At 47.2% G+C, this 26,319-nt stretch carries 20 protein-coding genes; 7 read left to right on the plus strand and 13 right to left on the minus strand.

The window, feature by feature from the left end:
* Positions 1-2,807, minus strand: a 2,807-nt coding sequence (locus N2K84_RS04065; RefSeq protein ID WP_282590501.1) for a hypothetical protein, incomplete at its 3' end; no start/stop codon positions are given.
* 92 nt (positions 2,808-2,899) lie between these two features.
* On the opposite strand from N2K84_RS04065, the gene nhaC reads away from it, so the two are divergent.
* From nhaC to N2K84_RS04080, 3 genes are all read left to right on the plus strand, one after another.
* Positions 2,900-4,336 carry a Na+/H+ antiporter NhaC gene (gene nhaC / locus N2K84_RS04070; RefSeq protein WP_282590502.1) on the plus strand — a complete coding sequence of 479 codons (1,437 nt, stop codon included), beginning with the start codon at positions 2,900-2,902 and terminating at the stop codon, positions 4,334-4,336.
* A 51-nt stretch (positions 4,337-4,387) separates the two neighbouring features.
* Positions 4,388-5,659, plus strand: coding sequence for a DUF819 family protein (locus N2K84_RS04075; RefSeq protein WP_282590503.1), 1,272 nt, complete (start codon positions 4,388-4,390; stop codon positions 5,657-5,659).
* Between the two features lie 348 nt (positions 5,660-6,007).
* The gene (locus tag N2K84_RS04080) at positions 6,008-7,225 is read left to right on the plus strand and encodes an aminotransferase class I/II-fold pyridoxal phosphate-dependent enzyme (protein WP_282590504.1); all 1,218 of its coding nucleotides are present in this window, start codon (positions 6,008-6,010) and stop codon (positions 7,223-7,225) included.
* On the opposite strand, the gene omp85 is transcribed toward N2K84_RS04080, so the two are convergent.
* The 8 genes from omp85 to N2K84_RS04120 form a co-directional block, all read right to left on the minus strand.
* Entirely contained in the window at positions 7,213-8,556 is a 1,344-nt protein-coding gene (gene omp85, locus N2K84_RS04085) for an Omp85 family outer membrane protein (protein WP_282590505.1), read from the minus strand. The two genes, N2K84_RS04080 and omp85, sit on opposite strands and share 13 nt — an antisense overlap.
* A gap of 133 nt (positions 8,557-8,689) precedes the next feature.
* Entirely contained in the window at positions 8,690-9,058 is a 369-nt protein-coding gene (locus N2K84_RS04090; RefSeq protein WP_282590506.1) for a heavy-metal-associated domain-containing protein, read from the minus strand.
* Between the two features lie 39 nt (positions 9,059-9,097).
* A complete protein-coding gene (locus N2K84_RS04095; protein ID WP_282590507.1) occupies positions 9,098-10,984 on the minus strand; it encodes an efflux RND transporter periplasmic adaptor subunit in 1,887 nt (628 codons plus the stop codon).
* A 13-nt stretch (positions 10,985-10,997) separates the two neighbouring features.
* On the minus strand, positions 10,998-12,233 hold the full coding sequence (locus tag N2K84_RS04100) for a TolC family protein (RefSeq protein ID WP_282590508.1): 1,236 nt from the start codon (positions 12,231-12,233) through the stop codon (positions 10,998-11,000).
* 12 nt (positions 12,234-12,245) lie between these two features.
* Entirely contained in the window at positions 12,246-16,073 is a 3,828-nt protein-coding gene (locus N2K84_RS04105) for an efflux RND transporter permease subunit (RefSeq protein WP_282590509.1), read from the minus strand.
* A 122-nt stretch (positions 16,074-16,195) separates the two neighbouring features.
* The gene (locus tag N2K84_RS04110) at positions 16,196-16,588 is read right to left on the minus strand and encodes an HYC_CC_PP family protein (RefSeq protein WP_282590510.1); all 393 of its coding nucleotides are present in this window, start codon (positions 16,586-16,588) and stop codon (positions 16,196-16,198) included.
* Positions 16,589-16,738: 150 nt separating this feature from the next.
* Positions 16,739-17,314 (minus strand): helix-turn-helix domain-containing protein, encoded by a 576-nt coding sequence (locus N2K84_RS04115; protein WP_282590511.1) that lies wholly within the window; start codon positions 17,312-17,314, stop codon positions 16,739-16,741.
* Positions 17,301-17,513 carry a hypothetical protein gene (locus N2K84_RS04120; RefSeq protein WP_282590512.1) on the minus strand — a complete coding sequence of 71 codons (213 nt, stop codon included), beginning with the start codon at positions 17,511-17,513 and terminating at the stop codon, positions 17,301-17,303. The genes N2K84_RS04115 and N2K84_RS04120 overlap by 14 nt, the downstream gene beginning before the upstream one ends.
* A gap of 71 nt (positions 17,514-17,584) precedes the next feature.
* Here N2K84_RS04120 and N2K84_RS04125 point away from each other — a divergent pair, with 71 nt between their 5' ends.
* Entirely contained in the window at positions 17,585-18,718 is a 1,134-nt protein-coding gene (locus tag N2K84_RS04125; protein ID WP_282590513.1) for an aldose epimerase family protein, read from the plus strand.
* 69 nt (positions 18,719-18,787) lie between these two features.
* Here N2K84_RS04125 and N2K84_RS04130 read toward each other — a convergent pair whose 3' ends face one another.
* The 3 genes from N2K84_RS04130 to N2K84_RS04140 all read right to left on the minus strand — a co-directional run bounded on the left by N2K84_RS04130 (position 18,788) and on the right by N2K84_RS04140 (position 20,554).
* Positions 18,788-19,072, minus strand: a complete 285-nt coding sequence (locus N2K84_RS04130; RefSeq protein WP_282590514.1) for a cytoplasmic protein — start codon at positions 19,070-19,072, stop codon at positions 18,788-18,790.
* Positions 19,073-19,075: 3 nt separating this feature from the next.
* The gene (locus tag N2K84_RS04135; protein WP_282590515.1) at positions 19,076-19,870 is read right to left on the minus strand and encodes a Mut7-C RNAse domain-containing protein; all 795 of its coding nucleotides are present in this window, start codon (positions 19,868-19,870) and stop codon (positions 19,076-19,078) included.
* 126 nt (positions 19,871-19,996) lie between these two features.
* Positions 19,997-20,554, minus strand: a complete 558-nt coding sequence (locus N2K84_RS04140; RefSeq protein ID WP_282590516.1) for a hypothetical protein — start codon at positions 20,552-20,554, stop codon at positions 19,997-19,999.
* A gap of 142 nt (positions 20,555-20,696) precedes the next feature.
* Between N2K84_RS04140 and N2K84_RS04145 the strand changes: the two genes are divergently transcribed.
* Complete coding sequence (locus N2K84_RS04145; RefSeq protein WP_282590517.1) at positions 20,697-21,515, plus strand: hypothetical protein; 819 nt, start codon at positions 20,697-20,699, stop codon at positions 21,513-21,515.
* Between the two features lie 80 nt (positions 21,516-21,595).
* Here N2K84_RS04145 and N2K84_RS04150 read toward each other — a convergent pair whose 3' ends face one another.
* Positions 21,596-23,749 carry an AsmA family protein gene (locus N2K84_RS04150; protein ID WP_282590518.1) on the minus strand — a complete coding sequence of 718 codons (2,154 nt, stop codon included), beginning with the start codon at positions 23,747-23,749 and terminating at the stop codon, positions 21,596-21,598.
* Between the two features lie 188 nt (positions 23,750-23,937).
* Here N2K84_RS04150 and rlmD point away from each other — a divergent pair, with 188 nt between their 5' ends.
* Positions 23,938-25,353: a 23S rRNA (uracil(1939)-C(5))-methyltransferase RlmD gene (rlmD, locus tag N2K84_RS04155; RefSeq protein WP_282590519.1), complete on the plus strand. Its 1,416-nt coding sequence runs from the start codon at positions 23,938-23,940 to the stop codon at positions 25,351-25,353.
* A 43-nt stretch (positions 25,354-25,396) separates the two neighbouring features.
* Entirely contained in the window at positions 25,397-26,164 is a 768-nt protein-coding gene (gene yaaA / locus N2K84_RS04160; protein ID WP_282590520.1) for a peroxide stress protein YaaA, read from the plus strand.
* The last annotated feature ends 155 nt before the right edge of the window (positions 26,165-26,319 follow it).

Here is a 26,319-nt window from a genome sequence, read left to right on the forward strand (position 1 = left end):
CGTCGTTGCAGTTCAGCCTGTGCCAGCAGGTCCAGCTGACGGTCGATTTCTTCGACGCGCTGTTTTGGGTAGGCTTCGTTCGGTTTCAGCCCGAGCGCAGTTTGGTAGGATGCTTTGGCGGGTTGCCATTCCTGCTGATTGAACTGCCTATCAGCCTGGTCGATAGCCTGCCGGTAGCTGGCTTCGAGCTGTGCCTGCGCCAGCGAATCGGCTTGTGCCTGCTGTTTTCGCTCCCGCTCGGCTTGTGCCAATAGGGCCAGTCGGCGGTCAATTTCTTCGATGCGCTGTTTTGGGTAAGCTTCATTTGATTTCAGCCCGAGCGCAGTTTGGTAGGATGTTTTGGCTGGTTGCCATTCCTGCTGATTGAACTGCCGATCAGCCTGGGCAATGGCCTGCCGGTAGCTGGCTTCGAGCTGTGCCCGTGCCAGGGAGTCGGCCTGCGCTTGTTGACGTCGTTGCAGTTCAACCTGTGCCAGCAGGGCCAGTTGGCGGTCAATTTCTTCGATGCGTTGTTTTGGGTAAGCTTCGTCTGGTTTAAAACCGATAGCTGATTGGTAGGATGCTTTGGCGGGTTGCCATTCCTGCTGGCCAAACTGCTGATCAGCCTGGGCGATAGCTTGCCGGTAGCTGGCTTCCAGTTTTGCTTGTGCGGCCTCTTCATTCGCCATTTGCTGTAGCTTCTCATCAATCTCCCGGATTTTATCTTTGGGATATTGCTCGGCCGGTTTTAATCCCGACGCAGTGGTATAGGCTGTTTTTGCCTGCCGGAAATTTGCTTGAGCAAAAAATTCATCAGCTTCCTTGATTTTAGCTTGATAGGCTTCGTTGAGCTTCTGGGCTGCTACTTGTTGGGCAAGTATCTCGTTGATGCGCAGAATTTGCATTTTCGGATACCTCTCATCGGGAAAATACAGCAGCGCTTCTTCGTATTTGGTCGCAGCTTCGGCGTAACCCTGTTGCTGAAAGAACTGGTCGGCAGCAGCAATAGCCGCGTTGTATGCCCCGGTTTGCCGGGTTATCTGAGCTAGTTTGCTGTCGATAGCCTGGATTTGTGCCGGAGGATAAGTTTCGGCGGGCTTTAATGAGTTGGCCGTTTGATAGGCTGTTTTTGCCTGTTGCCAGGATTCTGCTTGAAACAGCCGGTCGCCTTCGGCAATGGCGGCCAGGTATTTTTCATTCAATTCTTTTTGCTGTTGTTCACGGGCCAAGGCTTCGACCGCTGCCAGTTCTTTGGCCCGCTGAAGTGAATCAACCCGGGCAATCATCTCGTCGGGCAGCTGCTCTTCGGGTTTTATATCTTTTGCCTGAACGAAGGCTTGCCTGGCTGCATCGAAGGCTTCCCTCTCAAGTTCTGTTGTTCCCTGTTGCATGGCTTCCAGGTAGGCTTTCTCGATGGATTCGGCCTGTTCGCGGAGACGGTTCTGCTCGGCATCGATACGGGCCAGTTGGTTTTTGGGGTAGTTTTCTTCCGGTTTCAGTTCCAGCGCTTGCTGGTAGCCGGTTTTGGCTTGTCCGAACTGTTTTTGCGCATACGCCTGGTCGGCCAGGGTAATGGCCGAAGCATATTGCTGGTCGGTGGCTTGTTGCTTCAGGATTTGATCGATTTCGGCCAATCGGTTTTTTGCCCTGACGTGGTCAGCCCGAATTTGCAATACATCCTGATAGCGCAATTTCGCCTGCATGTATTGTTGGTTTTCGAACGCATTGTTGGCTTCGGTGAGCAGCCGCTCCAGTTCCTGGTTTTGCTTTAATTGCCGGTCGATCCTGTTGATCTGTTGGGTGGGATAGGCTTCGTCGGGAAGTACGGTTTTTGCCTGGATGTACAAGTCGCGGGCCGGTTGCAGGGCGTTTGCGTTAAATTGCTGGTCGGCCTGCGCAATCAGTTCATTATATCGAAGTTGGGTCTGCTGCTGGACCAGGAGTCGGTTGGATTCGTTCAGACGGTCGCGGGCGTATTTGTCGTTGGCTTTTATGTCTAAGGCGCGCTGATACGCAGCAACAGCTCCATCATAACGGGTTTCGGTAAAAAGGCGGTTGCCTTCGGCGATGGCTTCCCGGTAACTCTTTTCCACGTCCTCGGTCAATTCCAGGGCAGCCAGCACATCCTGGAGTTCAGCAATCCGGTCTCTTGGGTAAGGGCGGTCGGGAAACAGGTTCAATGCCTCGCGGAATTTGTCGATGGCCAGCTGAAATTCATTTTTGTGATAAAAGGCATCGGCATCGGCAATGGCTTCATCGTAAGCTTTTTCCAGAGCGGCATGTTCCAGTTCGTCAGCCTTGCTGATGGTTTTTCGTTCGGCTGCCAGCGCCAGGTTTTGCTGGATGGCTTCCTGGATTTGTTCGCGCAGTTGGGTGTCCGAAAAGTAAATTTCGGCATCAAAATTATCGATTCGGGCATTGTAAAATATACGGGCAACGGGCTTGATCGTGAATGTTTTATCAATTTCGTCCACTTCCTTGAACAGGTTCAGCACAAAAGGCAGGGGAGGGAACCGGTCGTTATTTTTAAGTACTTCATCGGGGACAAAAGTGGAAATGATAACAATTTTCTGGAAAAAACCTTCCCGGTTGAAGGTAATCCGGTATTCGTGGTTATAATCAAATTCGAAATCAAATTTGCCGCTTTTGGCCGGGACTACCGTTTTTTCTGTACCGCCGTCTTTCGATACCGAAATAGTGGCTCCGTCGGTTTTTCCATCGTCGGAGGTAAGCCGTCCGTTTACAATGAATTTATTCTTGTCCTGGGCAACCAGCAGCAGAACCACTGCAACAGCAAACAACGCTAAAAGTATTTTTCTTCCGGGCATGTCATTACGTGATTGAAAAACTAAAAGTAAAACTATCTTCGCTAAATCGCTATATCCGGCGAAATATTATAACGATTTTGTAAATTGATTTCATGAACAGAGAGCCTTATTTTGTTGAAGCCTTGTTGCCCATTTTGATTTTGGTATTGTTGCTGTCGCTGAATGTGTTGTTTTTTGATGATACGCTCGCCGGATCAAACCAAATGGCCCTGTTGCTGGCAGCAACGGTGGCTGGTATTATCGTTCGGAGAAACGGACAAAAGTGGGAACACACGATCAAAAAAGTGGTGGCCACCATTGGGTCGGCCATGCCATCGATGCTTATCCTGTTGTTGATTGGCTCGCTGGCCGGAACCTGGCTGATCAGTGGGGTGGTGCCAGCCCTTATTTACTATGGATTAGACATGATTAACCCGCGTTTGTTTTTGGTGACTGCGGTGATAGTAAGCGCTGTTGTTTCGATGGCTACCGGCAGTTCATGGTCAACCATTGCCACCATTGGGGTAGCTCTGCTTGGAATCGGTAAGGCAATTGGTATGAATGAAGCGGTTGTGGCCGGTGCCATCATTTCGGGGTCCTACTTTGGCGACAAAATATCGCCGCTGAGCGATACCACCAACCTGGCGCCAGCCATGGCAGGCACGGATCTGTTTACCCATATCCGTTACATGGTTTATACCACCACACCCAGCTTGATCCTGACCCTGGTGATTTTTGCGGTGATTGGCTTTCGATACGATTTTGGTCATGCCGTTATTGATGTGGATAATGTGAAATCGGCCGTTGACGGCGCTTTCAATACATCCCCCTGGTTATTTTTAGTGCCGGTTGTACTGTTGGGCATCATTATTTTGAAAGTGCCGGCCATCCCCTCGTTGATGATTGGGACTTTAATGGGCGGAGTTTTTGCTGTCGTTTTTCAACCTCATATCATACAGGAGCTTGCCGGGAATCTGCCCAATTATGCGAAGGCCTCCTACATCGGTTTTATGCAGGCCATGTTTGGCGATGTGGCCATTGTTACGCCCGATGAGGATGTGAATGAACTACTTTCGACCAGCGGTATGCGGGGGATGCTCGACACGGTTTGGCTGATTTTGTCGGCCATGGTTTTTGGCGGAATCATGGAAGCAGGGGGCTTGCTGGCGCGTCTGACAAGTCCCATTATCAAGTGGGCGAACTCAACTGGTTCATTGGTTAGTTCGACCGTGGTAACTTGTGTGTTTTTCAACGCCACAGCTTCCGACCAGTATATTTCGATTGTGGTGCCCGGGCGCATGTTCCGCAAAAGTTACGAGGACAAAGGCCTGAAACCCGAGTTGCTGAGCCGGACACTGGAGGATGCGGGGACCATGACTTCTGTGCTGATTCCGTGGAATACCTGCGGGGCCACCCAGTCACGCGTGCTGGGAGTGGCTACCTTCGATTATCTGCCCTATTGCTTTTTCAACCTGATCAGTCCGCTGATGTCCATATTTTTTGCGTATATGAATATTAAGATCCGGCGGATTTTGCCAAACGGGAATTGAGTTTCGTTTAAAGGCTGATATGTATTGTGTTAGGTGAGTAAAACGAATTGTATGCTGATTATTGTTCTGTTGGTGTTATTATATTTTCTTATTCCGGTAGTCATTATCTGGTTGACCCATCTGTCTAAAACAATTCAAAAGATTGGAGCTGTGGTGATAGCTTATGTAACCGGCCTGGTGTTTGGAAATGTGGGAATTCTGCCTAATGCTTCCGCTGCTTTTCGAGAAATTCTGGCCGGGAACACCTGCCTTCCTTCAGACGAATTGATGACGTATGCGGAGCAGGGTCTAATTCCTGGCTCCGATCTGCTTGTCAATCAGATTGCCGGCCTTCAGCATACTTTGTTGAATGTGGTCATCCCGCTGGCCATTCCGCTGCTGCTGTTTTCGCTCAACCTGAAACGCTGGCTGCGCTTGGCCAAAGGGGCCATGTTCTCGTTGCTGTTGGGATTGTCATCCTTATTGGTTGTGGTTGTGGCCGGCTATTTTTTGTTTGGGAAGCAGATTATGGAAGGCTGGAAGGTGGCCGGGATGCTGATCGGCATTTATACCGGCGGCGCGCCCAACCTCGCTGCCATCAGCACCGCGTTGAATGTGGAGCCCAACCAGTATATTCTGACCAATACGTACGATATGGTATTGGGCGCTTTTTGCCTGATTTTTCTGCTCACCTCGGCGCAGCGGCTGTTTAATTTGTTCCTGCCCCGCTTTTCCGATTCGCATCGCGAATTGGTCCATGAACAAATCCGTTTGGAGCAAGAAGATATTGACAATTACCGGGGTATGCTGACAGAAAAAGGAATCCCAAAATTAGTAATAGCCTTTGGTTTGTCGGTTTTGATTGCTGCTGCTGGTGGTGGTCTGGGGCTGCTGTTTCCTGAATCGGCGCAAACAACAGTTGCCATACTTTCCATCACTACATTCAGCCTGGCGGCAAGTATGGTGCGGGCAGTTAACCGGTTGGAAAAAACGTTTCAGTTCGGTATGTATTTTATCATTGTGTTTTCGCTGATCGTTGCCAGTATGGGCGATTTGCGGAGCATGTTCAGCATCGAATTCCTAAACTTGTTTTTTTATGTCATGCTGTCTGTGTTCGGCTCCATGCTGGTGCATGTGTTTTTGTCGTGGCTGTTCCGGGTAGATTCGGATACAACGATCATCACCATCACGGCGCTAACCTATTCGCCGCCTTTTGTGCCGGTAGTGGCCGGCGCCCTGAAAAATAAAGATGTTATCATTTCGGGGCTGACAGTGGGCATTTTAGGCTATGCTTTTGGCAACTACCTGGGCATAGCTTTGGCTTTTTTACTGAAGGGGTTTTGATGGGGGCACCTAGTGCCTAAATGAAAGTGAGGTAGAAGTGATTTGAAAGTTTAAACTCTTATTTAAAGTAAGGATGAATGAGATTGAAAACAGCTGGAAACAGAGACTAATTGACTTCCACCGTTTTCGATTGTCTTCTATCGTGGTTGTTTCCGCTAAGCGGTTTCAAACCGCTTAGCGGATCGGCAGATACTGCGTACTTATGCACTTATATACTCATGTACTATTTTCTTTCCAAAGAATGCTCTCAGGTTGAAGAACATAGTCAACTCATCTGGTTGCTGGGTGAAAATCATCATTTTTTCTTGGCGAAGCGTTTAACTTGAAGTCAAATTAAACCAAGACGTTATGAACCCTTTTGATCCGGCTTCCCGCATCCAGTTGTTGCGCCAGCAAGACGAATTTGGCGGTGTCAACCCATCCATCACCGATTCGTCAACATACACGTTTCAGCATGGAGAAGATATGGAAGAAACGTTTTTAGGGCACCTGGAAGGTTGCTTTTTGTACTCACGCCACTGGAATCCCAGCAATAAGTTTCTCTCTAATGCGTTGGCTGCCATGGAAGATACTGAGGCAGCCTGGGTGACCGCTTCGGGCATGGCTGCCATCACCTGTGCGCTGTTACAGCTTTGCAGCACCGGCGACCATATTGTGACCAGCGTGACTACTTACGGTGGCACCTTCGCCTTTTTGAAAAACTATCTGAAGAAGTTTCAGATTGAGGTCACCTTTGTCAATATTACTGATTTGAAAAGCGTTGAGGCGGCCATCCGCCCAACCACCAAGGTGATTTATACCGAAAGCGTGACCAATCCCTTGCTGCAGGTTTCTGATATTCCGGAGTTGGCCCGGATTGCCCGTAAGTTCGGCGTGAAGTTGATGGTGGACAATACGTTTACCCCGATGATTATGGCCCCGGCACGGCTGGGCGCCGACATTGTGGTGTACAGCATGACCAAATTTATCAACGGGAAAAACGATTGTGTGGCCGGGGCCATTTGCGGAAGCAATCAGTTTATCAACGAGCTGTCGAATGTGAACGATGGTACGGCCATGTTGCTTGGGCCTGTGCTTGATCCCCTGCGCTCATCGTCTGTCCTGAAAAACCTGCACACGCTGCATTTACGCATGAAGCAGCATAGCAAAAATGCCTTGTTTCTGGCCGAAAATCTGGACGAGCTGGGCGTCCCGGTCATTTATCCCGGACTGCCCAAACATCCGCAGCACGAGTTGCACAAGCGGCTGATGCACCCTGACTTTGGGTTTGGAGGCATGTTGGCCATCGATCTGGGGACGGTTTCTAAAGCTTATGCAGTGATGAATAAAATGCAGTCACAGCGGGTTGGTTACCTGGCGGTCAGCCTTGGGTACTTCAAAACCCTGTTTAGTTGTTCGGGGCATAGCACATCTTCGGAAGTACCTAAAGACGTGCAGCACAGAATGGGCCTTTCGGAAGGATTGGTGCGTTTTTCAGTTGGCCTGGATAGCGATATGGAAAGCACTTTTGAAAAGATCCGGTCAATTTTGGAGGAGGAGGGATTGATTTCGCATCAGAATAAATAATTCAGACCCATGTAAAAGCCAGAATTCCCGTCCCGTTTGTCAGCAGCCAAGCCGTAGTCAAAAGCGACGATGAAATTTTCGTTCATCACGACCCGTAAGCCGGCCCCGTAGGTGAGGTGCAATTTTTCGGCCCCGGCATCAAAATAGTTGGCCGGATTGTTGGCCAAACTGAATTCGGTGAAAAGATCGCTGTTGGGCTCCACCTTCACCTTTTTTGTTACCCGGCCAAAGTCGGCAAAACCATTCAGCCCCATGTAAAAGTTGTTGTTGCGGTATTGAAAGCGCTTGAATTTCCAGCGCAGTTCGGTGTTCCCCAGAAGCACACCGTCGCCTACTACCCGGTTGCGAAGTATCCCGCGCAGAGTTTTTGAGCCGCCCAGCCCTTCGGAAGTAGAGCCTTTCATGATGGAGGTGATGATCTGCGACCGGTAATAGAACGGCACATCACCGCCCAGCGTGGTTTGCCAGGCCAGTCGGCAGGCAAACGACAGGTCGTTGGGAATGAGCGTGAAATATTGCCGGTGGGTGAGGCTAAGCTGCGAAAAGGAGCTTCCGGCACCCAAAATTTCCGGCGAAGCCTCCATTACGGCCTCTGTCCAAACGCCTTGCATCGGGTTGGGCCGGAAGTCGCGCGTGTCGTAAACCAAACCGGCCTTGAAGGTGGGTACAAAACCGCCGTTGGCCTCTTCCGTCGAAATGATTCCCCAATCCACATACTTATCGTACAGGTTGTCAACTTCAGGCAAAAGGTCTTTTTCGTCTTTCCCTTTATTAAGCTTTTTCAGGTTGAGGTGGCCGGTTTGAAAATTCAGCAGGTTGATACCGGCAATCCAGCGGAAGTTTTCGTTGGTGAGCTTGCCTTGCAGATTCACTTTCCAGCGAAAAAGTTTACGGTCGTATTTGTAAAACAGGCGGGTAACGTAATCCGGGGCGTCCTCGTCGGTCCAGCTTTCGTTGTAAACCGCGTCGTAGCCGTTAAATCCGTAAAAGTCGTAGGCCATGTCGGTCAGGTAACTCAAGTCGAAGGAGGTTTGCAACCCACGGATCAGCCGGTCTGAGTCGTAATTGAAGCGGTACACGCTGCTGCCCTTAGTGTAGCGCGAAACCTCGAAGTATAACGAATGGTTGTAGGCCGGGTAGCGGCTGCCATCGCCGTAATGGAACAGGTTGACAAAGCCTCCGTACTGGATGCCCAGGTCTGTGTCGAACGTCACCGCGGGCAGGGCGCCGAAATTCCAGCCGGTTTTTACTACCGGATGTGGCGTTTCTGTTTGGGCGAAGGCCGGGAGGGTACCAGTCAGGAGAAGCAAAATGAGGACAACGGGTTTCATTACAGATGAATTTGGTTAGGTGCGAAGATACAGTTTTTGCCATGATTTGCATTTTGATCCCATCAGAGAAGGAGACTCCCACCTTCCGTAAAATGAAAGAGGGAAGCCTCTGTTTTAGTTTCTTATTTACAAATCAGTGTTTGTGCTCTTCTGCTGCTTTCGGGGCAGCCTTTGCCCGGTCGTACTTGCAGCATCCGGGAAGTTTATTGTAAACTTCGTCTTTTGCTTGGTGCAGGTCAGTGTCGTGTCCAGCGTTGGAAATGGCCATGTGCACTTTGTGCATGTCGGTTTTGCTGTCGTCCAGCGTTACCTCAATTAGCTTGGTTTCCTTGTTCCAGTCGGCTTTTGAAACGCCTTCAACCGACGATGCAGCCTTTTCGATGCGTTTTTCACACATACTGCAGTTTCCGTACACCTTGAATTTTTCGGTCTTTTCTTTTGCTGAAAGAACTCCTGTGCCCATCATGATCAGGGCTGCCAGTAGCATTACTTTTGTTTTCATCTTTTTGAATTTTAAGTGGTTAATAAACAATTGTTGTGATTAATGCCGGTGATCTTCACTTGTGTCCGGACCAGTTGTTTCGTCCACATCCGATACCGGTTTCCCGTCGCGGATCGTTTCGCGAACTTCCCCGCAGGTAAGCATATCCTCCCCAAAATAGGGGTTGCGTATTTCTTCAGAGTCGCTGAACCAATAGGCACCCTTGTCGCGGTTGGCCATCGGGCAGTATTGGTAATATGCGGTAGCATCATTTAACCCAAAAGCTTTTAAACTTTTGTAGAATGCCAAATTGAAGTTGGCGAATTCGGTCCGTTGTTTTTCAATATCGGAAAGTTTGCCAATGGAACTGATTGTGTTCTCCAAAGTCGTTAGTTGCTCCATCCAGACCATATGGGCATCGCCTTTTAACAATCCCATATCAACGATAGCTAAAGCACCTTCTAAATCCGCAGCGGCTTTCATAACTTTATGAGCATCGGAAGACACAAACGCATCTTTCATGATCAGGTATTTTTCGTACACCTTTGTTAGCTGCTTTTTAAAATCCTCTTTTACATTGAAGTGTTGCGGTTCTTTTTCCATTTTTTCGATCTCTTTTTGCGACATGGGTCGACCGCCATGATTATGCCCTGTTGAAACAACTCCGCCATCCGGATTCATCATACTTGGCAGGCCTTGCAACTGGGCTGCCGCATCAATTTTAAATACGCCGTTCACCGCTATTTCTTCTCCAGCCTGAAGGCCATCAGCCACGACATAAAAAGCTCCTGCTTCCGGTCCTAAATCAATCTCCCGATAAAGGAAAGTCGGGGTTTCCCGCTGGGTTACTTTCACGTAAACAACTGCCCGTTTTCCGGTCCAAAGAATGGAAGATTTAGGGATCAGGATTTCATTGCTTTTTTCAGCTGTATTGGGTTCAACAATACCGTTTGCAAACATCTCCGGTTTTAGTTGCTCTTTCTTATTTGAAAGTTCCACCCGCACCTTGGCAACCCGGCTGGCAGCATCGATGAAGGGATCGATATAGCTCACCTTTGCTTCGAAGTGTTGGCCTGGCAAGGCTGGCACCGAGATTTCCATCTTATCGCCCAATTTGACCCAAGGGAGATCGCTTTCATAGGCGTCAAACATCACCCATACTTTTGAAAGGTCAATGACTTTAAACAAGGGTATCCCTTCCTTGATATAATCACCTAAAGCGACGTGCCGCATCATTACCGTTCCCGAAATTGGCGATAGCACATCGAAATAAAGCTGTGGTTCCCCATGCTCTTCTATCGTTGCAATTTGTTCATCTGTCAGGTCCCAAAGTTTTAATTTACCACGGGCTGCGGCGTAAAGCGAGGGTCGAGTGTCCTTAAATGAAATGGCTTCCAGCAATTCACGCTGTGCAGTAACCAGGCCCGGAGAATAGATTGTTGCCAGCTTTTCACCTTTTTTTACCTGCTGTCCGGTAAAGTTGATAAACAACTTTTCGATTCGCCCGCCAAACCTGGCTGTCAGTTCTGCAATATTCCGCTCATCAGCATGGACTTTGCCCTGCAAAAAAATATCTTTTTGAGGTTTTCCTTTAGTAACAATCACCGTTTGTATCTCGGCCAGCTTAGCAGCTGATTCGCTCATGGCAATCTCATTGGGGTTTACATTGTCGCCATCGGATTTCAAGGATGACATCGGGATCAGGTCCATCCCGCAGATAGGGCAATCGCCGGGTTTGTCCTGTTTGATTTGCGGGTGCATGGAGCAGGTCCAAACAGTTGCTTCTTCCGATTTATGATTGTGCCCCTCGTGCCCTTCCAGCTCCACCCTTGTAGCATTAGATCCTCCTCCTGAATGGAAAAACAACCACCCAAGGAAAAGTCCTAATATTAACGTTCCAACTACCAACTTGTAGTTTTCTTTTATGTAATTGATCAAATTTTTCATTGTACTAGATATTTTATTTGCCCATTAGATAATTGATAAATGAAATAGATGCCTGTTTATCTGTCCTGGCTTTTTCCAGTTCAAGGTTATACTTCAGAACCTTCCGATCCATTCGTAAAATCTCTTCAAAGTTTTTATTTCCGGTAGAATAATCAGTTTCCAACAGCGTTAATGATTTTTGGGCCAGTTCAAGTTGTTTTTCATACAGGCTTAACCTCCGGACAGCATCCTGGTAATCTTTCCAATTTATTTCGAAAAGTGTTTCCAGCATGTTGGTTTTATCAGCTTTTTCGGAAGCTTTGGCAGTTTCCAGGTAGGCGACTTCCTGCACCATAGCTTTGTACTTGTTGCGATATAATGGAATGGTCACCCCAACCGAGGGAAACAAGAAAGCGTCGGTTCCGACCATGTTATTTTCCCCTTTTCCGACGATGGTATAATCCAGCCCGATTTTAAAACTTGGTTTTTCCATCAGCCGTGCCACCTCTTTTTTATATTGAAGCGCTTCCTGCTGCAGGTCGATTCCCAGCAACTGGTGGTTCTTTTGAACAATTGAATCGAGCGCTGCCTGCTTATTCAGCGGGAAATCGTCTGTCCACAATTGATCCGGAACATCCACCGGCGCTTGCCCGTCAATATTTAACAGGTTGTTGAATGCTATCGTGAGTACAAGCTGTTGATCTTTTAGTAAGGCCAACTGGTTCTCCAAATCGTTAATTTCCATTGAAATGCGATATTCGTCTACTGACGAAACCAGACCGGCCTCAACCTTGATGATGGCCAGCTTTCTGAAAACCTGAAGAATATCCAGGTTCTCCATTGTGATCGCTATGGCCTTCTGGTTAAAATACAGGTTGAAATAGTTGTTCCTGACCGTATTGAACAGCTTGGATTTGGATTCTTCAAACAACTCGTATTTTGCCTTGGCAGTTTGTATCGCCACATTTTCTTTGGCTTTGAGCGTTCCGAACCATGGGAACATTTGCGAAGCGGACAACTTAAATTGCTGCGGTCCCACACGCGTTTCAACTGGTTGGATAAAATAGCCAAAAGCAAGCTGCGGGTCAGGCAGGGCTTTTACCTGCGGGGCAACTTCAAGGGCTGCCATGTATTCATTAAACCGGGCCTTGAGCTCTGGATTATTCTCCGCAGTAATCCCAAGGTACCTGTTTAATTCATCTTGTGCTGAAATCACTGAAGAAATCAGTAACATCAGTAATGCAAAGATTATTTTATATTTATTCTTCATGATTCTATCCTTTTATAGTTTATCCTCTGGTTCCCCTCCGTTGGAGGGGTTAGGGGAGGCTTTAATTCTCCCTTCCTGCCACATACTATAAAGTACCGGTACAACCAACATGGTCAGCACTTCAATGGTCATGCCCCCAACCAGCGGTATGGCCATGGGGACCATAATATCTGAACCTTTGCCGGTTGAGGTAAGCACCGGGAGCAGGGCGATGATGGTGGTGGCCGTGGTCATAATAGCGGGGCGTACCCGTTTCGAACCGGCTTCAAGTACCATTGCCCGCAAATCTTTGATCGTCTGGGGCCGGTGTTTCTCCTGCAATTGTTGGATGTAGGTGCTAATGAGTACCCCGTCGTCGGTGGCAACTCCAAACAGGGCAATGAACCCGACCCAAACCGCCACACTGAGGTTGATGGTGTGCACCTGAAACAAATCCCGGAGATTTGTACCGGCCAGCGTGCCATTCATAAACCAGGGTTGTCCATACAGCCACAACATGATGAAACCTCCCGAAAGGGCAACAATGATGCCCGTAAAGATGAGCGAAGTTGAAGTTACCGAACGGAACTGGAAATAAAGGATCAGGAAAATGATGATCAACGAAACGGGCACAACGATCATCAGGCGTTTGGTTGCGCGGATCTGGTTTTCGTAGTTTCCGGTAAACACATAACTGACACCGGCAGGCAGTTCAAAGTCACCCTGATCCATTTTATCTTTCAGGAATGTCTGGGCATTTTCAACGACGTCCACTTCGGCATAACCGTCTTTTTTATCAAAAATGACGTAGCCAACCAGAAAGGTATTCTCGCTCTTGATTAATTGTGGACCCCGGGTATAATGGATGGTTACCAGTTCTCCCAACGGAATCTGGGCGCCTGTCGGGGTAGGGATCAGGATTTTTTTCAAGTCCTCAGGATTGTCCCGGTATTCTCGGGCATATCGCAACCGAACGGGAAAACGTTCACGTCCTTCAACGGTAGAAGTCAGTTTCATTCCGCCAACAGCGCTGCTCAGCACCATTTGCAGGCTTTGAACGGTCAATCCGTACCGGGCAATGGCATCCCGGTTTATTTCCATTTCCAGATACGGTTTCCCCACAACCCGGTCAGCAAATACGGACATTCCCTGAACGCCTTCCACTTCTTTTAACAATTTTTCGAGCTCAAAGCCTACCTTTTCAATGCTTTCCAAGTTGGGACCGAAGACTTTAATCCCCATGGGAGCCCGCATGCCGGTTTGCAACATTACCAACCGCGTTTGAATTGGTTGTAATTTTGGAGCTGACGTCAATCCCGGGATTGTAGCTTTTTGAATGATCTCGTTCCAAATATCATCGGGTGATTTGATTTGATCACGCCATTGTCGAAAATATTCTCCGTTTTTGTCTCCAATCAGATTTTCTTTCCCAATCAACCGGAATCCGTCTTCTTTCGGATTGTAAACGGAACCGTCTTGAAGAACAAATGCATCATCTTTATTCACCTTAAAGCGCATGCGATGACCATCCTCATCCAGAATATATTCTGATTTATAATTGATCACGTTCTCATACATTGATGTTGGCGCCGGGTCGAGTGCTGAATTCACCCGCCCCCATTTTCCGACAACACTTTCGACCTCCGGAATATCATTCAGCTTTTTATCCAGCAGGGCAATCATCTCCAGGTTTTCCTGAATACCGGAATGGGGCATGGTCGTGGGCATCAACAGGAAAGATCCTTCATCCAGGGAAGGCATAAATTCTTTGCCGATACCAGGGGCGTGCCGGTCTAAATTTTGATATACGCCTGTGTTTTTGATGAAGCCGGGCATAAAACCTAAAACGTTATCGAAGCCCTGCCAGGTTGTGATCCCAAATAGTACGATCAAAATCGGGGCCGATAAAAACGTCCATTTGTATTCGAGACACCAGCGCAATATGTCGGGGTAAAACAGGACAAACAATGACATGGCCCCAAGGATAACTGCGACAATGGCGATAACAAATAAGAAATTGGCAAACAATGAATTTTGGGCTCCAAGAGGCATCCATGCTTTAGTTAAAAAGAACACGACTACAATTACCGTAATTACAATGTTAATTACATTGGGCCAGTTAATCTTTGATTTCTGACATTTGTCCTCAAACAAACCATTAGCTCCGAAGGCCGACAAAGCCAGTGCAATATAATAACCGGTCGTAAACGATAGCATCAGTCCTGCCGCAATGAGCAAAATACTCCAGTATTTTTTATACTTGTTTTTATCGAAACGAATCGAAAAGATCAAGTTTGCCAATGTAGGTATGATGATCAGTCCGATAACTAAAGCCGATAGCATCGTAAAGGTTTTGGTGAAAGCCAGCGGTTTAAACAATTTCCCTTCCGCAGCCTCCATCGCAAACACCGGCAGGAAACTAACAATGGTTGTCGCCAGGGCAGTAATCACGGCTCCCGCTACTTCAATGGTCGCTTCATAGACTGTATTAAGCAGATGTCTCCCCTTGGCACCATTATTTTCCGGCAAATCCAAATGCCGGATGATATTTTCGGTGAACACCACCCCGACATCCACCATTACCCCAATGGCAATAGCAATACCTGACAAAGCAACAATATTCGCATCAACTCCAAACTGCCGCATGGTGATGAAGGTGATCAGAACCCCTATTGGCAGCAAACTGGAGATCAGAAATGAAGCCCGCAGGTTCAGCACCAGTACAATAACAACCAGGATACTGATCAGCAGCTCAAGTGTGATTGCTTCTTCAAGCGTTCCGAGTGTTTCTTTAATCAACCCTGTCCGGTCGTAAAACGGAACGATGGTCACTTTAGATACGGTTCCATCGTTTAATGTTTTTGAAGGTAATCCCGGAGATACTTCTGCTATTTTAGCTTTTACATTGTCAATCGCTTCCAGCGGATTTGCGCCGTATCTTGCAACTACAACACCTCCGACAGCTTCAGCGCCACCTTTATCCAAACCACCACGTCGGGTAGCTGGTCCAAAGTTTATTTTCGCCACGTCAGAAAGGCGTATGGGGACATTGTTCCGGACAGCAACGACACTTTTCTCCAGGTCTTCCAGGTTTTTAATATAGCCCAAAGCCCGGATCAGATACTCTACCCGGTTAAATTCAAGGGTGCGGGCTCCAATATCGAGATTGCTGTTTTTTACTGCTGCTATGATCTGTGCAACGTTTACCCCATGGGCTTTCATGGCATTGGGATCGATATCGATCTGGTACTCTTTAACAAATCCACCGATGGAGGCTACTTCTGCCACCCCTTTGGCAGAGGTCAATGAGTAGCGGACATAAAAATCCTGAATAGTCCTCAGCTCGTGGGGATCCCAGCCCCCGGCCGGATTGCCCTCCTTATCTCTTCCTTCCAGCGTATACCAATAAACTTGCCCCAGAGCGGTAGCGTCAGGGCCGAGCGCCGGAGTGACATCTTCAGGCAAGGTTCCGGCCGGCAGCGAATTGAGTTTTTCCAGAATTCGTGTCCGGCTCCAGTAAAATTCTACATCCTCATCAAAAATGATATAGATACTGGACAAGCCAAAGATCGAATTACTGCGAATGGTTTTTACGCCGGGAATCCCCAAAAGAGAGGTGGTGAGCGGGTAGGAGATTTGGTCCTCAATGTCCTGAGGACTACGTCCCGGCCACTCGGTATATACAATCTGCTGGTTCTCGCCAATGTCTGGTATGGCATCAACCGGCACCGGATCGGATGGGAGAATCCCCGTATCCCATCCAAACGGGGAATTAACGATCCCCCAGCTAATAAAAATGGTCAGTACTAAAAAAGTAACCAGTTTATTTTCGAGGAAAAAACGTATGGTTTTATTCAACATGATAACTGATTTATGATTTATGAATAAAGTTTGCGGTGAGTGCATATCACCATGCCGTTACATGCGGATGCAACGGTAACTGCCGGATTTAAAATAGTTTAAGCCCGTGATTTATTCAGAAATCATAAACGGTAAACCTGGATGTCGGAAAGCAGGTAGGTTACTTCGCGCGGGGGCGGCGGTTCGGCCGGGGTAAAAGCAGAATTTGCTTCCTGAATAAAATGGCTGCCGACGGCCGGGACCATGAATTCGGCAAAAATGACCGGGAAATAAGCAACATGTTTCTGTACCACAGGCGCAGCATAGTCTTCGTCCAATTGAACGACTTGATGCTTATCCTGGCAACAACCGTCGGCTTCGCAAGTCATTCCGCCTTCGGTACACGACGATACTTCGGCTGAAAAAAAAGATACATGTACCAAAGCGCCTCTGCAATAATGCCTGGATACGGTAAAGCCCAAAGTCAGGATCAGAAACAAGGCCGTGATGGTAATATGTTCTATTTTTCGGATCATTTTGAAGTAATCACTACAAAATAAACGGTTTTTTGGCTGAAATGGTTTAGGTGTTTTGTGAATGATTGTAAATCAGGGTTAGTTTTCCACGTCTAATGGTCGTTTAATCCAGGAAACTCAGCTACCATTCCTCAGTTCCCCAATTGTCCGTTATTTCAAAATCTTGCCGGATTTTTGCAACTGTTCCCTGAATTGATAAGGACCCAAGCCAGTTGTCTTTTTAAACTGGGCACTCAGGTGCTGTGTGTTGCTGAATCCCAGTTTTTCGGCAATTTCTTTCAATGGTAATTCGTTTTCGCAGAGCAGTTTTTTAGCCTTTTCAATTTTTTGCTGAAGGATATACTTTTCAATGGTAGTTTTTTCCATGCGCATGAACAGGCCATTCAGGTAGTTGTATTCTCGCCCCAGGACAAAAGGCAAATAGGTGGAGTAGGTTTGGTTGGCCGGCAGATTTTTGCCGTGGTGGATGATTTTGATGATCTCAATTTTAACCGACTCAATCAGGCGGATAAATTTGTCGGTGATGATTTCGAAACCGTGTTTTGTAAGACCTTCTGCAAGCAAGTTTAGTTGTTCTTCGGTAATTCTTTCTTCGAGAGTAAGTTTGCCCAACTTGACCGTTTTTACCCGCAGCCCGGCTTTTAGTGCTTGCTCATGCACCGTTTCGATGCACCCGGGGTAGGCCATGTTCTTGATGTGCAAACGCTTTTTCTTATACGGTTTCATGCCGAAATCCCATGGTTAAGCTGGTGGTTACTTGAAATACAGATTTTTGTGCTCCTTTTTGGCCGGGTGGCCGATCGAAAAGGAGGGTGGAAATTACCGATCTTTTTCCTCTTACTAAATTCCTTTTGATATTATATTTCTGTTGTACAGCAATTTTAAAAAATTGATGATTACCCGGGGATTGACTATTGGCAATCATAAAAGTATTTTTAACCTTTGTTTGGATGAAATTTAGAAATTCAAATTCAATTTAACTAATACATTCAACTTATGAAACGACTTGCAATGGTCTTTCTGGTGGCTGGTATTGCCTGCCAACAGCCTGTTAAAAAGGAAGAAGCGCTTTACACAAAAACCGATTTTGAAACCACGGTAGATGGTAAGCAAACGACACTATTCTCCCTGGAAAATGCCAGTGGAGTGAAAGTGACCCTGACGAATTACGGTGGAAAAATTGTATCGATCATGGTGCCGGACCGCGAAGGAAAGCTGGCCGATGTGAACCTGGGGTTCAAATCCATCCAGGAATATCTGGACCTGCACAACGAATACGGAGCTATTATCGGACCTTATGCCAACCGTATCGGTAATGCCACTTTCGAAATCGACGGTGAAGTTTACCAGCTTCCGGCTAACGACAACGGGAATTGCTTGCACAACGGCCCTGTTGGTTTCAAAAACCGGGTGTTTGATGCTGAAGAAACCATGACTGCCGACGGACCGGCTGTTGTGTTGAGCATCCACAGTCCGGATGGTGAATTTGGCTTTCCAGGAAATAAGGATGTGAAAGTAACTTATACGCTGACCGATCAAAACGAATTGAAAATTGATTACGAGGCCACTACCGATAAAGCGTGTCCGTTCAACTTAACCAACCACGCTTATTTTAACCTGAAAGGGGAAGGAAACGGCGACATTCTTAGCCATGTAATGGTTATTGATGCCGACTCAACTACCGTTATCGATGACGAATTGATCCCCACAGGCGAGATTGCATCGATCAAAGGAACGGATCTGGATTTTACCAGCCCTTATGCTATTGGTGATCGGATCAATTCGGACTATGCGCCGATGATTATTGGTAAAGGATACGACCATAATTATATTCTGAACAAAGACCAGCACAGTAACGAGCTGACCTTTGCCAGCAGTGTTTACGAACCCGAATCGGGCCGTTTTATGGAAGTGTTTACCACCGAGCCGGCCATTCAGTTTTATTCGGGTAACTTCCAGGACGGAACAATCACCGGGAAATACGGTAAAAAATTCGACTACCGGACCGGTATTTGCCTGGAAACCCAGCACTATCCCGATTCACCCAATCATCCTAATTTCCCGAATACAATTTTGCAGCCAGGCGATACCTTGCGTTCAACAACCATTTATAAGTTTTCGGTAAAATAAAACATTCATAGTGAAGCAGAAGAAGGGCGCTCCGACATGATTGGGGCGCCCTTTTCTGTATTGATAAAATCAGTTGTATGAAAATCGGATATACAGCGGCTCATCCGGAACAATCAGCAGCCAGCGATTGTGTTTCCATTCGTGTTTCAGCAGAAATTGCTGATTTTGGTTGGTTAGCACTTTAAAATAATCGGCTGCCGGAAAATCGGGATGTTGATCGCTTTGGTACCAGCGGTCAACAATTTGCCGGATGTCAATCCTTTTATCGTTCAGGTAGAAACACGTCGGGTATTCATCGGCCTTATGGCCCGAATGGCATTCCACTTTCACCGGTATGATCTTGATGCGTTTCATTTTTCATCCTGTTCCGTCGTTCATTTTCTTGTTTAAAACCTCTTGGCGTATAAAATTTATCATGCTCTCAAAGTGAGAGCCTTTCCAGAAAATTTGGTCGCAACTCCGGCAGATGAAAAACTCCTGATAATATGCTGCCGTTCGTGGCTCCAACCGGTGTAGGATGGCTTGTTTCTCAATGGTTTCAATCATCGAGTTACAAGTCAGGCAGCGGGACAGCGGGTTTAGTTGCCGGTACAAATCCAGTTTTTCAAAAAGGTCCTTCAGCTGTTCCTTCGGATCGGCCGAGCGGACCCAAAAGGAGCGTTTCACCTGCGGATGGGTAACCAGCGCATAACTTCGCGAGAGCAAAATTCGTTTTTCCTGTAGCGATGCCTCTCTAAGTGCATCCGGATCGAAGCGGGAGGAATACAGGGTATCGAATCCTAACATGCGAAGAAAACGGGCCAGTTTCCCCAGGTGGACGTCGCAGCAAAACGTGGTACTTCGCAGGGGACTTTCGTGCGCCGTGCCCACCGGCTCAATATCAAACCGCTCAAATACCGGGTACACCGATATCCGTTCGCCATCCTGTAACTGGTAATCCAGGTTACGCGATTGCTGATCCACTAAAACCAAATCTACTTCCTCTGCCGGTATGCCCATTATCTTAAGCATGTCGCTGATGGTTGTTCCCTCGGCAAACGGGAAGCAGAACCACACTTTTCGCATCTCCTCGGGCAAATGGATGTTCAGCTCTTCATAAAACCGAAACATGGCTTGTTTCATGGCGTTTGATGTTTTGTTGCAACCCTTCATGAAAAGCTTTTCGACCTTTCAATGGAACCTTCTTGCTCATTATTTTACGTCAGGAAGGGATAAACAGGTTCATCCAGAGCTCAGGAAGACAGAAGCGTTGATATTGGAGGGAGTGTGGAGGGCAACTCAATCAAATCTGCCAAAAAAGAGCGCGTAACATTTCAGTATTCCCTTACACGGTTCCAGTTTTTTTATGGGCGAGAGCCCGTTTTTTAACCGGATCTGGTTGACGAAATTCAGCGTCGGTTCGTTCATCTGTGTTTTTTGACTGGCCCTGATCAGGCAAGCCGTTTTCAGGGTCGAACCTTTAAAGCGGATGGAAAACTGCCCGGTCCGTGCCGGATGAATGTGGATGTAACGTTCCGGCTCGTCTCCTTGGCGGACAATCCACTGTGACTGGTCCGAAAGTTCAATTTGCTGATACCCGATTTTTAAGGCCAGCCATCTCGCAAATTCACTGGGCATAAAAGCTTGTCTGTTTTGCAGCTCCTTGATGATGGCCCTGGCAATCTCAGCAGGCGTTAGCATTCCGGTATAAAGGTCGATGTAGTTGTTGCAAATTGGGTCCCACAAGGCTGCAAACTCTTCGGGTGGCATGTTTTCCAATTGGGTGAACAGATAGCCCAAATGGTGTTTAAAAGGGTTAAATCGGATGGGCAACGGTATGTCGGTATATTTCTCCATCTGGTTATTTTCTTTTTAAAACCGTGTCGTTACTGTGTAAAGTTAAAACGAATTTGAAATCCTGACGACAGCAGCTGGTTTGCTGCCCAAAAATTTGTAGTTTGGTCTGTTCAAAACAAGTTCGTCGTTAATTTATATCAATATGAAAAAATATAGCTTCTTTCTTTTGTTTTTGTTGATGAGCACGATGTCTTTTGCTCAGCAATCCTATCAGTATGTGATTATTCCAACCGGTTTTTCGGATATTGGAAGTGGTTTTAATCCGCACGGAGTTAGTTCGGTCTTGCAGCAACTGTTTGATTCGAAATCAATCAAAACGGTTTTTGAAACGGCTGAGCGTCCCGCTGATTATTGCGAGGCGCTGACCGTTGATCTGGAAAAAGTGCCCAACATGTTTCAGAACCGGTTGCTGGTGAAGCTGAAAGATTGCCAAAACCGGACGGTATGGAGCCAGGAAGGCAAAGGCCGTTCGAAAGATTTTCAACAGGGTTATGCGGAGGCATTGGCTGATGCTCTGAGCGAACTAAAGTCGCTGCCTGAAAATGTAACGGTGCAGCCCGGCATTGTTGCTCCGGTACCCCAACCAAAAGAACGGGTGCAAATGCAGTCACAGTCTCAGGTACAATCGATGGCATCGACGCCGGTTGTAAATAGTGGTACTGATGACGAGTTATATCGTCCGCAAAATTTATACTACAACCTCACTTACTTTGTGGATGTGGTGACGGTTGAACAGGGAAAGAAGCGTTTGGTGCTGGTCAACGGCGAACTGCTGGGATACGAAAACCTTCAGTCGGTGGCGATACTGACCCCTTCCGGGTTGAGCGACGTTTACACCGTGGAGTGGACACAGGCTGATGGTACCACCGTTACCGGAGTGGCCAATCTGACGGACATCGAGTTAAAGATATCGCTACCTGCCGGTCAAGAGATGGAGGTGATTCGCTTGATTAAATATTAAGGGATTACAGCTATCGTTATCAGAACAGAGAGGCCGATTTTTTAATAGATCGGCCTCTCTTTGTTTCCTCCTTTTTCTGGCTATTGCAGCGAAACTTCAACCTTAAATTCGGGGCGTTTGATTTCTTCGGGCAGGTTGCGCAAATCAGCAGTTGACACCTGTACCGATGTTTCCGGGAGGCCCTTGCTGGTAAAGTAGTCACGAATTAGTTGGTTGCGTTTTTCCAATAGTTCCCTGAATTCGGCTTGGATGCGGCTTGCCGGAATTAATTCGGGCAAGGCTTTTTCAAGGCCAATGGAATCCAGCTCCGCGACTTTTTCCCGCACGAACGAGAGAAAGGCGGTATCTGTGTTTTCCGGAAGTTCGGTTATCCGGCGCAGTTGCATGAAATCTGTTTTGGCCAGTTTCATGGACAGATGGTCCATCTCAGCAGTTGCGTCTGTGCGTTGGGTCATAATCAGCACCAGTTCCGGTTTTTTGCTGAGTATCCTGGCTAGTGCATCCAACGTAGCATATTGCTCTTGCATCAGGCTGTCCTGCGTATATTCAAACCGGACCAGCTCCATTTTTTCAGGATTGGTACCAGCCAGGCCTGCCAGGGCGTTAAATGGCGAAAGTGCCGTTTTTTCAATTAGGTTGATAAAAGTTTTCCAGATCAGTTTGCCCACTTTAAACTGCGGGTCGGCCGTGGAACCGGAAACCGGCATGTCGATGGTAATATTGTCTTTGGCATCTTTCAGGATATACAAAGCCAGGCGGATGGGTACTTTTACGAAAGGTTTGTCTGCTGTCCGTTTCCCAAATTCCAATTCTTCTACCTTGATTTTATTTTGGTTGGTCAGATATTGATCCGCAATTTTTATCTGCAGGTTGTAGTTAAACCAGCCTTGGGTGAAAGGCGAAGCAATGTAAAACTCCGAGTAAGGTGAGAAACTGACCAGGTCGAGGCGTTTCAGGTGGCCTTCAAATTCAAAATTCATGGGGTCAACCATGTTTAATACCGCCGTTCCCTGAATATCCCCTCCATTGTTCAGGTTTGCCGAAAAAGTGACGGGAATAGCTGTTGAGTTTTCCGAAAGCTCCGATACTTTGACATCCAAGTTGCTGATGCGGGTAATGCCTTCGCGGTTGAGGGTTTTGTCGGCAAATAGAACCCGGCCATTCTGGATCTTTAGGCTGTCAATCGCATAAGTCGTTTCGGGTCCGGAATTGTCAACCATACTGATTTCAACCACTTGTATCGTGTCTGTCTGAAAAAGCGGCAGGAAAAAACGTTCGAGGTTGGTCATTTCCGGATTGCGTTCCACATACAGGCTAGGCTGATCGAGTTCAATACTTGAGAAACCGAAATGAAAATTTTTCAGGTTGATGTCTTTCAGGCTGATGCGGGTTTCCGGTGCGGACAGGATTTCTTGTGAAGCGCCGTCCACGATAGCCAGGTTATTTATTTTTGCCTGTCCCGAAATTCTGATGTCCATGATGTCATCCATGCTCCCGGCAATTTGCAGGTCCGAGTTCAGCAGCCCTTTCAGCGTGTCCACATCCATATATTCTTTCAGGTAGCCGGTTGCCGGATGCAAGGGCACTTCGGTAGTCTGCACGGTTATATCGTATGTGTTTTCTGCATTGTCAACAGTCGCATTAAGCACAACTTTTCCCAGTTCGCCAATATTGAATTCGGCACCGACATTGGATTGTTGGTTGTTCCAGGCAATCAGCGGAAGATTGAAATTCAGTTTGTTGAGTTCTATGTGATTTCCCATTTGAAGATCGGAAAAGTGAACTTCTCCGTTTGTCATGTTTAAATTATAGATGCTGAATTTAAGTTCGTTATTTTTCGGTTCAGCTTCGGCAACCAGGGAGCTGTCACTCTCGGGCAGCATATCGCTGAAATTGAAAAGGTCGCCGTTTTTTTCCAGGTTTACACGTGGGCGGTCTAAGCTGATTTCCGAAAATGAATACTCTTTTCCCAGTAATTTCCAAGGGGCAAAGTTGATATACAGTTCGCTGAACGAAATAAAGCTGTCCACTTGGTTGGCCTCGTACAATGTCACCTGCCTGGCGCGAACAGCCACTTCCCAATAGTTGAAATGAAGTTCGGCTATGGCAAGTTTTCTACCGGTTAATTCCTCACTGTTTTTTACCAACCAGTTTTTTGTCAGGGTAGAGAGGAAAAACAGGCCGGTTGCGATTACCAGGATTAATAGGATCAGGATCCAGTAGCGCTTTTTCATACCATTCATTTTGTTTCTTTCCACAAAGTTACTAACTATCTTTTTCGCACACTCAATGTTCGAAAAAATGACCGAAACTTTCTACCCGCTGCTGGTTCTTCCGGATATTTCCTAAAAATTGGTTCCCGTCAGTTTTTCTGAAAGAGGTTAGCAGGTTTTGTTTATTTTTGTTGAAATTTTAAGATTTCATGGGAAGAAGCCGAAAAAGTAAGCCTTTTTACGAAGGCGTGACGATAACAGATATTGGTGCCGAGGGAAAGGCCATTGCACGGGTTGAGGATCTGGTGGTGTTTACGACACATGTTGTTCCGGGTGATGTGGTTGACTTACAGGTTACCAAAAAACGAAAAAATTACGCGGAAGCAAGGGTGGTCCGCATCCTCGAAAAATCGACCGACCGGGTGGATGCGTTCTGTGAACATTTTGGTGTGTGCGGGGGCTGCAAATGGCAATATCTCCCTTACCAAAAACAGTTGTTTTACAAGCAGAAGCAAGTGGCCGATCAGCTTCTCCGCCTGGGACGGATTCATCTCCCTGAGATTAGTCCGATACTGGGTTCGGCCAAACAAACCTATTACCGGAACAAGTTGGAATTCAGTTTTTCCAATAAGCGATGGCTTACTCCCGAGGAAATCGGAGAGGGTACCGAACCTGTACAAATGAATGCGCTGGGGTTTCACATTCCCGGCCTGTTCGATAAAATTATTGATATTGATACGTGCTGGCTGCAGCCTGCGCCGTCAAACGAACTGCGCAACTTCATCCGAAGCTGGGCACTGGAACATCAGCTCGATTTTTTTGACATCCGTAATCAGCAGGGTTTTCTGCGGAACATGATTGTGCGCACGGCATCAACCGGCGAAAATATGCTGATTGTAGCCTTTTATTACGAAGACAAAAGCAAACGTGAGGCGCTGTTGCAAGCTGTGGCCAACGAATTTCCGGAGCTGACTTCCATCATGTACGTCATCAATTCAAAGGCAAACGATACGATTACCGACCAGGATATTCATGTTTTTCATGGGCGCGACCATATTTTTGAGGAAATGGAAGGCCTCCGTTTTAAAATTGGCCCGAAAAGCTTTTACCAAACCAATTCCGGCCAGGCTTATGAATTGTATAAAGTAGCGCGTGAATTTGCCGAATTGACGGGTAACGAGGTGGTTTACGACTTGTACACGGGTACCGGTACCATTGCCAATTTTGTGGCAAACCGCGCCAGCAAAGTTGTCGGCATTGAGTATGTCCCCGAGGCCATCGAAGATGCGAAAGTCAATTCAACCATCAACAACATCGAAAATACCACCTTTTTTGCGGGTGATATGAAAGAGGTGCTGAACGGGGATTTCATTCGGAAGCATGGCCACCCCGATGTCATTATAACCGATCCTCCGCGAGCCGGGATGCACGACGACGTGGTTAACATCATCCTGGATGCCGCTCCTCAACGGATTGTCTATGTAAGTTGCAACCCGGCCACCCAGGCCCGTGATTTGTCGTTGATGGATGCCGCTTATGAAGTCAAACGCGTTCAGCCGGTGGATATGTTTCCGCATACCCATCATGTTGAAAATGTGGTGCAACTGATTCGCCGGGAATCCTAGATTTCAGGCAAAGGAATTGTTTGTTAAACTAAAATCGACCAGAATGATTGCTGTTATTTCGCCTGCCAAATCGCTCGACTTTGAGTCGAAAGCCATTACCAACGTTTATTCGTTGCCCGAGTTTTTGCCCGAGTCAAAAAAGATCAACGAACTATTGCGTAAAATGAAGACATCAGACTTGATGTTGATGATGAGCATTTCGGCTAAATTGGCCGAGCTGAATGTTGAACGCAACCTGCGTTGGGAAACTCCCTTCACCCCCGAGAATGCGAAGCAGGCTATTCTGGCCTTCAATGGCGATGTGTACGAGGGCCTGAATGCGACGTCATTTTCGGAGGCTGAATTTGAAGTGGCCCAGCAAAAAATACGCATTTTGTCGGGATTGTACGGCGTGTTGAAACCGCTGGACCTGATTCAGCCCTACCGGCTCGAAATGGGTACCCGCCTTAGCGTGGATGGCAATAAGGATTTGTACTACTTTTGGCGCGATAAAATTACGCAAGCACTCAACCGGGAGGTGAACCAAACCGGTGGTGTGTTGATAAACCTGGCCAGCCAGGAGTATTTTAAGGCAATTGATACCGAAAAACTAAACGGACAGGTGATTACCCCGGAGTTTAAAGACAACAAAAACGGAGCATACAAGATTATTTCGTTTTACGCAAAAAAGGCCAGAGGATTGATGGGGCGTTTTATGGTTGAGAATAACCTGTCGGACCCCGAAGACCTGAAAGCTTTCGATCTGGAAGGTTACTATTTTAACAGCCGCCTCACGAAGGGCACAAACTGGGTATTTACTCGCGACAAATGATTGTTGCCAGTCAGTCTTCAATCGTTTCTTCATAGAGTCCAAGTAGGTATCGCGAGCTGCTTGTTTCGGTTTTTGATCTTTAATGTATTGATATTGAGGTTTTAAGTGATGGTTGTGGCTGGTTTCGTGTTCTTATCTTCCTCATCTTTTGCCGG

The sequence above is a fragment of the Gaoshiqia sediminis genome (genome assembly GCF_025907915.1).
In the GTDB taxonomy this organism is placed as follows: Bacteria; Bacteroidota; Bacteroidia; order Bacteroidales; family Prolixibacteraceae; genus Gaoshiqia; species Gaoshiqia sediminis.